General features: G+C 45.0%; 6 protein-coding genes and 1 pseudogene. 1 reads left to right on the forward strand and 6 read right to left on the reverse strand.

The annotated features are described in order from the left end of the window. Positions 1–272: 272 nt before the first annotated feature. Positions 273–1,043, forward strand: coding sequence for a hypothetical protein (locus tag HW45_RS22310; protein WP_038229868.1), 771 nt, complete (start codon positions 273–275; stop codon positions 1,041–1,043). A 461-nt stretch (positions 1,044–1,504) separates the two neighbouring features. Here HW45_RS22310 and HW45_RS22315 read toward each other — a convergent pair whose 3' ends face one another. The 6 genes and pseudogenes from HW45_RS22315 to HW45_RS22340 all read right to left on the reverse strand — a co-directional run. Further along, positions 1,505–2,647, reverse strand: a complete 1,143-nt coding sequence (locus HW45_RS22315; protein ID WP_038229869.1) for an iron-containing alcohol dehydrogenase — start codon at positions 2,645–2,647, stop codon at positions 1,505–1,507. Positions 2,648–2,658: 11 nt separating this feature from the next. Further along, the gene (gene rhaD, locus HW45_RS22320) at positions 2,659–3,459 is read right to left on the reverse strand and encodes a rhamnulose-1-phosphate aldolase (protein ID WP_038229871.1); all 801 of its coding nucleotides are present in this window, start codon (positions 3,457–3,459) and stop codon (positions 2,659–2,661) included. 82 nt (positions 3,460–3,541) lie between these two features. Beyond that, complete coding sequence (locus tag HW45_RS22325; RefSeq protein WP_038229873.1) at positions 3,542–4,801, reverse strand: L-rhamnose isomerase; 1,260 nt, start codon at positions 4,799–4,801, stop codon at positions 3,542–3,544. Positions 4,802–4,812: 11 nt separating this feature from the next. Continuing rightward, a complete protein-coding gene (gene rhaB, locus HW45_RS22330; RefSeq protein ID WP_038229875.1) occupies positions 4,813–6,258 on the reverse strand; it encodes a rhamnulokinase in 1,446 nt (481 codons plus the stop codon). 324 nt (positions 6,259–6,582) lie between these two features. Next, on the reverse strand, positions 6,583–6,906 hold the full coding sequence (rhaM, locus tag HW45_RS22335) for an L-rhamnose mutarotase (RefSeq protein ID WP_038229877.1): 324 nt from the start codon (positions 6,904–6,906) through the stop codon (positions 6,583–6,585). Positions 6,907–6,918: 12 nt separating this feature from the next. Continuing rightward, positions 6,919–7,729, reverse strand: a pseudogene (locus tag HW45_RS22340) (nucleoside transporter); the annotation flags it as partial.

A 7,729-nucleotide genomic window follows, 5' to 3' on the forward strand; every position in this document is an offset into this window, starting at 1 on the left:
TGAATTCGGCAACAAAGCCCAGTAAAAATGCTCTTCCAGAACATCACTCGAACTAGGAAAAAGCTAAAACTCATCGTTATAGATAATGATGAGATCTTGGGAAGATGCATGAAGATCTTGGGTTAAGTGTATGTTGAGGAGGCTATGTAGATTCACACAACAAGTTGATACTGGTTGAGTTTCATAGTAAATGGCATCAACATAGACGGGATGTAAAGATGGAAAAGGCCTATCTATAAAGCGTAATGAGCCATCGGTACAAAGGAATTACTATGGAAAATTTAAATAACCCAGCAAAGCGAGTTTTGCATCTTGTTAATCAGGTGAAAACTAAAAAAGATAATGTTCCTATGTCGGTTGCATGGGGTGAGGTTTTTGGGCTTGATACTGAGCTTGTCAAAAGAGATCCACATGAAGTGTATGACAAGCTAATGTTAGTTCGAAAAGAAGTAGAACTGGTTGAGCGCTTAATGAAACAAACAACATTTAGTAGCAACCTTTACCAGCCATATTTGGACCGAGTTAAAAGTACTATCTCATTAACTAATGTTTCAGCTTCATGGAATAATTACAAAAATAAATTGAGTACGGATACGATCTTAGCATTAGGATACTGTAGTGAGATACTAGAAGACGAAGATCCTGTAGATAAAGAAGAGTTAGAGGCAATTTTAAGTTCTATTCAGACTTTAAGGCAGGATATCGAAAATAGCTCTATCTCATCTGGTATGTACGATTTCTTGATGAGTCAGCTCAATATCATTGAAAGTGCTATTCAAAGTTATCCAATCGTCGGTGGGGCAGCCTTAAAAAAAGCATTTTCTGAGGGCTTTACTGACCTAGCATCAAGAGTCGATGATATCTCTGACGGGGCTGAAAATGATCATGAAAAAGCTTCAAATGTAGCTAAAGTATGGGGTAACTTGAGAACGGCAGCTAAAGGTATAGCTGAAGCAGACAAAATGGCTAATGCATTACTAGGTTTATACGAAAAAGGACAAAATGCAGCAGAACCACTACTAGACCTTCTGTCTGGCTCATAAAAAACGACTATGGTATCAAGATACTTTTTCTAACCTGACGCAAGCACTTTAGAGCATGTGCACTAACGCGTTTCTGTCCAAGGACGTGTCGGCGGAAATACTGCCAGCACATCTTTGCCCCAAAGTTTGATAGCCGAGGGCTTAGTGTAATCTTCTATTTCTGCAGATTTACCTATTTTTCTAATAGCAGACTTTATTCATCAGACGCGCAAAGGAGCTTGCATATCAGAGAATAATTAGAAACAGGATTAGGAAAGATCTAGAATGCAGTCGTAATTACGGACAAGATACATAAACAGAAAGTCCTAATGCTTACATAAGTACCAAGACTTAGTTGATAATGCATACGCAACAAACATTGTTAATAAATTTCAGCTGGACATAGAAAATAGGGAAATGCCAACATGGTTTTGTTGGCATTTGTGTTGCGGAATAAAGAATAAATACTGAATCTTCCGGAGCTACAGTGCTTTTCTATACAGTGTGATTACTTGATCACGAGTCATAGGATTTGGGTTACCGCCTGCACAAGGGTCTGCCAGAGCATCATCTGCCCAGCTCTGAATATCTTCTTCCGTTACGCCTAGCTGAGCAAAGCCTTCAGGGATGCCCACTCGGCGGTTAAGAGCATGAAGTTCATCTATCGCTGCCAGACTTGCTTCTTCTACGGTCATACCAGAGGTGTCTGCGTCAAGCGCCTCGGCAACCCGGGCAAATTTTTCAACGCAGTACGGGCGGTTAAACTCACACACGATAGGCAACAGAATTGCATTGCATACCCCGTGTGGTAAGTCTTTGTGAGCACCAGCAGGGTGAGCCATTGCGTGAACCATACCCAGACCAGCACTGTTAAATGATAAGCCGGCGATAAACTGACCGTACGCCATCATTTCACGAGCTTCGATGTTTGTGCCGTCATCAACCGCTTTTGGTAAGTTTTGCGCGATGGTTTTGATTGCTTCCAGAGAAATATAATCGGTTAGTTTATGTGCCCCAACAGATACAAAAGATTCAACCGCGTGTGTTAATGCATCAATACCGGTTGCTGCCGTTGTATCGCTTGGAACACCTAGCATAACACTAGGATCGTTCACTGAAATTTCCGGAATGAGCTTGTCCGAGATAATTACGTGTTTAACGTGTGTCTCTGTATCAGTGATCACTGCGTTACTCGTCACTTCCGCCGCTGTACCTGCAGTGGTATTGATTGCGTAAAGAGGAACGCCAAGCGTTGTTACTTTCTCAATACCGTTATACGCTGCAATCGGACCATCATTAGCAGAAAGGATTTTGATGGCTTTCGCGGTATCAATTGAGCTGCCACCACCGAAACCAATAATAAACTGTGCCTCAGACTCAGAATACATCTTGTACGCGCTGTTCACGGTATTGGTGTCCGGGTTTGGACGCACATCTTTGAAAAGCATCAGGTTAAGCGAACTGCTGAGAAGCTTGTCAGCAAAGCCAAGCTCTACCAGAGTCGGGTCGCAGATTAGAAGACCTTTTTCACTGCTATGCTCTTCAGTCAGACGTTCAACTAATGCTTCAATTGAGCCAACACCGGAGTAGTTGATCTTCGGAAAAGCCAGTTTGAACACACTCATAATTTACACCTCTAAAGATTGAATTCTCGTTTCAAAATATCCATATTTTTTCTCGTCACACCTTCAGGCTCATAACCAGCAGCTATACACATCAGGTATAATTTTGCGCCTTTGTTGGCGACATCTACGTAATCAAATGCTTGCAGCACATCGGCACCTGAAGCGGTTGCACCGTGTTTTTCCCAGATCGCAACGTCATGCTTAAGCAATGCTGCTTTTGTACCATCCGCTAACTCTTCTGAAGAAGGCAGGCAGTACGGGATCATGCCGATACCGCGTGGGACGAATGCACGAACTTCCGGCAGCATCTTCCAGCAGGTATGGGTGAACAGTTCGCTGCTTTTTGAAATGTCTGGGTGATGAGAAAGCGCAATCAGTTCAAGTGGGTGAGTGTGAACCACAGATTTATGGTCAGAGCCTGCTTTGCTTTTTTCTACAAGAATTTTAATATGGCTGATAAATTCAGAGGTCGGGGCGAAATCTTCACTCGCTTTTCCGCCCCAGATGATCTGGTAGCCGTTTGCCGCTGCGTTGACTTTAAGTACACAACCCGCATAGTCAGGCTCCCGCAGTTCACGGATTCGCTGGCCAGTACCTTTTACGTAATAAATGCGGTTAGCACTTTCTATTGGTAGTTGCAGTGGCAGTGTTTTTTCTTGCACGTCAACTTGCGGGATTTCATCGAACAGTTCTGTGACATCAACAGAGATGTTACCGCCGTTGCGCTCGGCCCATTCACGTTGCCAAAGGTACTGAGAAACTTCACTGACTTTCTCTATTTCACATATCACAGCATCGTTTAATTTAATCATAGTATTAGCCCTCTATATCTAGTTAACTTAGCCAAACAAGTCAGACGTAGAATCTGACTTGTTTGATTGTGAGCGATTTGAATTAACGTGTTTCCAGAATGGTTGCTTCGTAATCCTTCACATCGTTGATCCAATCAAAGCCAACCGGGACTTCGTTTTGCAAACAGTGGTAATTCCATACAGCTGCCCATGGTAGAGAATGAGCCTCTTCAATCAGTCCAAGGCGTGTGGTGTAATCGAAGGATGCTTCTGCCGCTTTTAGTTGCTCTACTGGTTCAAGCAGGGCTTTAAGCAGTGCTTTTTGTGCGTTGCGGGTACCGATAACCCAAGCCGCTACGCGGTTGATTGATGCATCAAAAAAGTCCAAGCCAATTGCTACGCGATCCAGCAGGTTGTTGCGTACGATTTCACGCATGATTGCCTGCGTTTCGTCATCGAACGACACAACGTGGTCAGAGTCCCAGCGAACCGGACGGGTTACATGTAGCTGCAGGTCATTGACGTACAGTGAACATGCACTGATTTTGTCGCTGATCACTTCTGTTGGGTGGAAATGGCCTGCATCAAGGCATAGTGCCGTGCCGCGGGTTGCTGCGTACGCTAGGTAGAACTCGTTGCTGCCAACGGTGAATGCTTCTGCGCCTATACCGAACAGTTTGCTCTCTACTGCATCTTTGTGGAACTCAGGAGAAATCTTCTCAGCTAGAGCTTTGTCCAGAGAGTCTGCAAGACGTGTGCGTGGAGAAAGGCGGTCAACAGGTTGATCTTTCATACCGTCCGGGATCCAGATGTTCATAAATGATGCTGTGCCAAGTTCACGGCCAAAGTATTCAGAAATCTTACGGCTCGCTTTTACGTGTTCAATCCAAAACTGACGGATATCTTCGTCCGGGTGAGACAGCGTCAGACCGTCGTCTGCTTTAGGGTGAGAGAACAGAGTCGGGTTAAAGTCCAGACCAAGCCCTTGTTTTTTCGCCCACTCAACCCATCGAGAAAAGTGCTCAGGTTTGATTTGATCACGTTCAACAAATTCATCGGCATCGATGTAAATCGCGTGCAGGTTAACGCGCTTCTTACCCGGAATAAGAGAGAAAGCTTTTTCCATGTCCGCACGCAGTTGATCTGGTGTTTTTGCCGCTCCCGGGTGGTTCCCCGTTGCTTGGATACCGCCACTCAGGGCTGTTTCGGGCGATTCAAAACCACGTACATCGTCGCCTTGCCAGCAGTGCATAGAGATTGCTGTCTGGCTCAGTAGCTCCATTGCTTTATCTGTGTCCACACCGTATTTTTCGAAAACCGCTTTTGCTTGTTTGTAAGCTGAAATGATCTGCTCTTTGCTCATGGTTATGTACCTTATTTAGTTATTTGTTGGAATTGGGATTTGATTTGTTCCAATCCCTCAATAGGGTTTGCAGTGAAGTTCTTCACATCGGAAGAGGCATCGATAATCTGGCGGCCTTCTTCCAGCGAGGTAATAATGTTGGACGCGATAAACTGGTTAATCACGTTGCCCAGTGCCGAGGCTTCTGTCGGTTCGGTCGATACCCTGATCTGACAGACATCGGCACAAAGTTGGTTCAGGAACTTATCTTGCGTCCCGCCGCCGACAATACGTAATTCAGTTATGGGTTTGCCGGTGACTTCCGCAAGCTCGGTCAGTACCCTGTCGTACGCTAGGACTAAGCTGTCGTAGATACAGCGAATGACTTCGGAAAGAGTTTCCGGCGCTTCCATGTCACGCTTGTTGAACCAGTTTTTAATCGCACGTGTCATCGACGCAGGATTTAAGAAATCATTGTCATTAGGGTTGACGATATACTTAAACGGCTGTGCCTGGTGTGCCAGACTAGCGATATCCGGGAACGTCAGTGATGGGTTTTCTGCTTTAATGCGCTGAATCAGCCACAAGCCCATGATATTTTTCAAGACGCGATAGCGACCATCCACATTACCTTCGTTGGTCAGGTTGTATTGGTAAGCAAGTTCGTCGGTGTAAGGTTCAAAGCTTTCAATCCCCACTAGAGACCAAGTGCCGGAACTCAGGTAAGCCATAGTCTCATGAGTGATTGGTGTTGCAGCTACTGCTGATGCGGTATCATGACTTGCCACAGAGCATACCGGGATTCGTACATCGCTTAAGTGGTACTCGCCAATAATGCGGTTTGGCATTTTAGGTGGCAGGAACCAGTTTATTTTTGCACCACATGCGTTAATAAGCTCCTTGCTCCACACTTTCTCTTTGCAATCCAGAAGCTGACTGGTGGAGGCATTGGTGTACTCACAGTGTTTAACGCCGGATAGCTTGTAGTTAAGGTAATCCGGAATAAACAGCAAGGTATCAATCTCGCCATACCATTCAGGCTGTTGATCGTGGATCGCTTTTAACTGGTTAATGGTGTTAAAAGATAGGAACTGAATGCCCGTTGTAGTGTAGATATCTTGCAGGGTTAGCTGATTATCCGCTAACAGCTTATCTAGGACACCTTCTGTACGTGCATCACGGTAACTGACAAACTCACCTAAGTGTTTACCAAACTTGTTTAGCAGCACAAAATCGACACCCCAGGTGTCTATGCCCAGTGAAGTAATCTCAATACCTGTCGCCACTACTTTATTGATGCCTACTTTGATCTCTTCTAGGATTGAGTAGAGATCCCAGCACGACTCATTACCATGCATCACTTGCTGGTTTTGAAAACGGTGAAACTCTTCGAGTTCGATTTTTCCGTTGTTTAGATAACCGACCATGACACGTCCGCTTGACGCCCCAAGGTCTATTGCAATCACAGCCTTCATCATGAATACCACCTCTTGTTCTTTAGAGCTATTACACCGTTTTTTGCGACCGAATAACTTCAAAAATCCCCCCGTAAAAACGCAATTGGTGCGTTTTTTTCAAGAAGCTCATGCGGCGTTTCAAAGTTTTGATAAACAACGTGATACGGCATAGATAAAGTTCTGCTAGAGCTTCTCTAAATGTTTGGTTTTATGTTCTTTTGAAGAAGGAAGCAGTTGAGCGGTAAAAGGGGAAGCGCAGATGGGAAAATTCGTCGCTGTAAAATGATAAGCCTCGCAATATAGCGAGGCTTATTGACTGGTTATTTACTGCGATTGGTCTTAACGTTAAGTCAGATAGAAGACGGAATCCAGGGTTACAGACAACGGAGAGTTATCCGGATTGGTTGCCATAATGTCTTGCATATAAGCCCACCATTTCTGACAAGTTTCAGTATTGGCAACCTGACCCCAACGCTCCTCACTCTCTATTTCGACATAACCAAATAGCTGATTAGTCTCCTCATTGAGAAAGATGGAGTAGTTGTGACCGCCGTGACTTTTCAGAACGTCCACCAACTCTGGCCAGATTTCATCATGTCGTTTTTTGTATTCTGCCTTACAGCTTTCATTGAGCTGCATAACAAAGGCTTTTCTGATTAAGTCATTCATTCATATACTCTTTTAAGCTCTGTCACGCAGAGTGATCCAGGTGGTCGCCGAGATGAAGTAAATTACAGTCGGATAAATCGCGAACGCTTTAAAGGACTCGAATGCCACTTGGTAGTCAGCTCCTGCGCCCCAGACTCTCAATGCAGAAACTACCAACGCAGCCAGGGAGGCCAGAGCAATCGCGCCGGAAGCCTTCTCCAGCAGACTGGCTGGCTTAGCTTCAGTCTGTTGTGCTGCTTCGCGTTTCGCTAGTTCAGCATGGTACTCTTCACGTTGATTCTGCTCTTGTTGGTATTCCGCTTCCTGTTTAGCGTAGTTATGACCGGCACCCATAGATTTCGCTAACGTGATGTAAACGGCCATAGAAAGTAGGTAAGTCGGTACAAAAAGGAAGAACAAATGCAGGATGCCCATCTGTTCACACGTTATCGCAAAAACAACACCAATAGCCCAGGTGATAAGTGCCGCTTTATTCAGGTCGTTACCTTGGTACTTAGACCAAAGTGGAGTCAGACCGATTTTCTTAAATACCCAGTGCTCAGACACGATGATTGCGCCAACTGGTGCCAGCAGAAGACCCATGTAACCCACAAAGTCTAACAAGCGGGTAAATACGAATGGGAAACAAGCAATAATAGCGGTAACAACACCAACGATAGTCGTGATGTATGCACGCGATTTGTTCGGGAAGATACTTTGGATTGCCAAACCTGCACGGTAGATAGTTGGATTAGACGTTGTCCACCCTGCAATGATTACCGCAACGATACCTGTCGCGCCAAGAACCGCGTGAGCGATACCGCCAGCGTCCAAGTTAGACATT

Source organism: Vibrio sp. ER1A, assembly GCF_000733315.1.
Classification (GTDB): Bacteria; Pseudomonadota; Gammaproteobacteria; order Enterobacterales; family Vibrionaceae; genus Vibrio; species Vibrio mediterranei.

Excerpts from the sequence above, each read along its gene's own strand:
- HW45_RS22310 (WP_038229868.1), top strand. The coding sequence starts at position 273 with ATGGAAAATTTAAATAACCCAGCAAAGCGAGTTTTGCATCTTGTTAAT.
- HW45_RS22315 (WP_038229869.1), bottom strand. The coding sequence starts at position 2,647 with ATGAGTGTGTTCAAACTGGCTTTTCCGAAGATCAACTACTCCGGTGTT.
- rhaD (WP_038229871.1), bottom strand. The coding sequence starts at position 3,459 with ATGATTAAATTAAACGATGCTGTGATATGTGAAATAGAGAAAGTCAGT.
- HW45_RS22325 (WP_038229873.1), bottom strand. The coding sequence starts at position 4,801 with ATGAGCAAAGAGCAGATCATTTCAGCTTACAAACAAGCAAAAGCGGTT.
- rhaB (WP_038229875.1), bottom strand. The coding sequence starts at position 6,258 with ATGATGAAGGCTGTGATTGCAATAGACCTTGGGGCGTCAAGCGGACGT.
- rhaM (WP_038229877.1), bottom strand. The coding sequence starts at position 6,906 with ATGAATGACTTAATCAGAAAAGCCTTTGTTATGCAGCTCAATGAAAGC.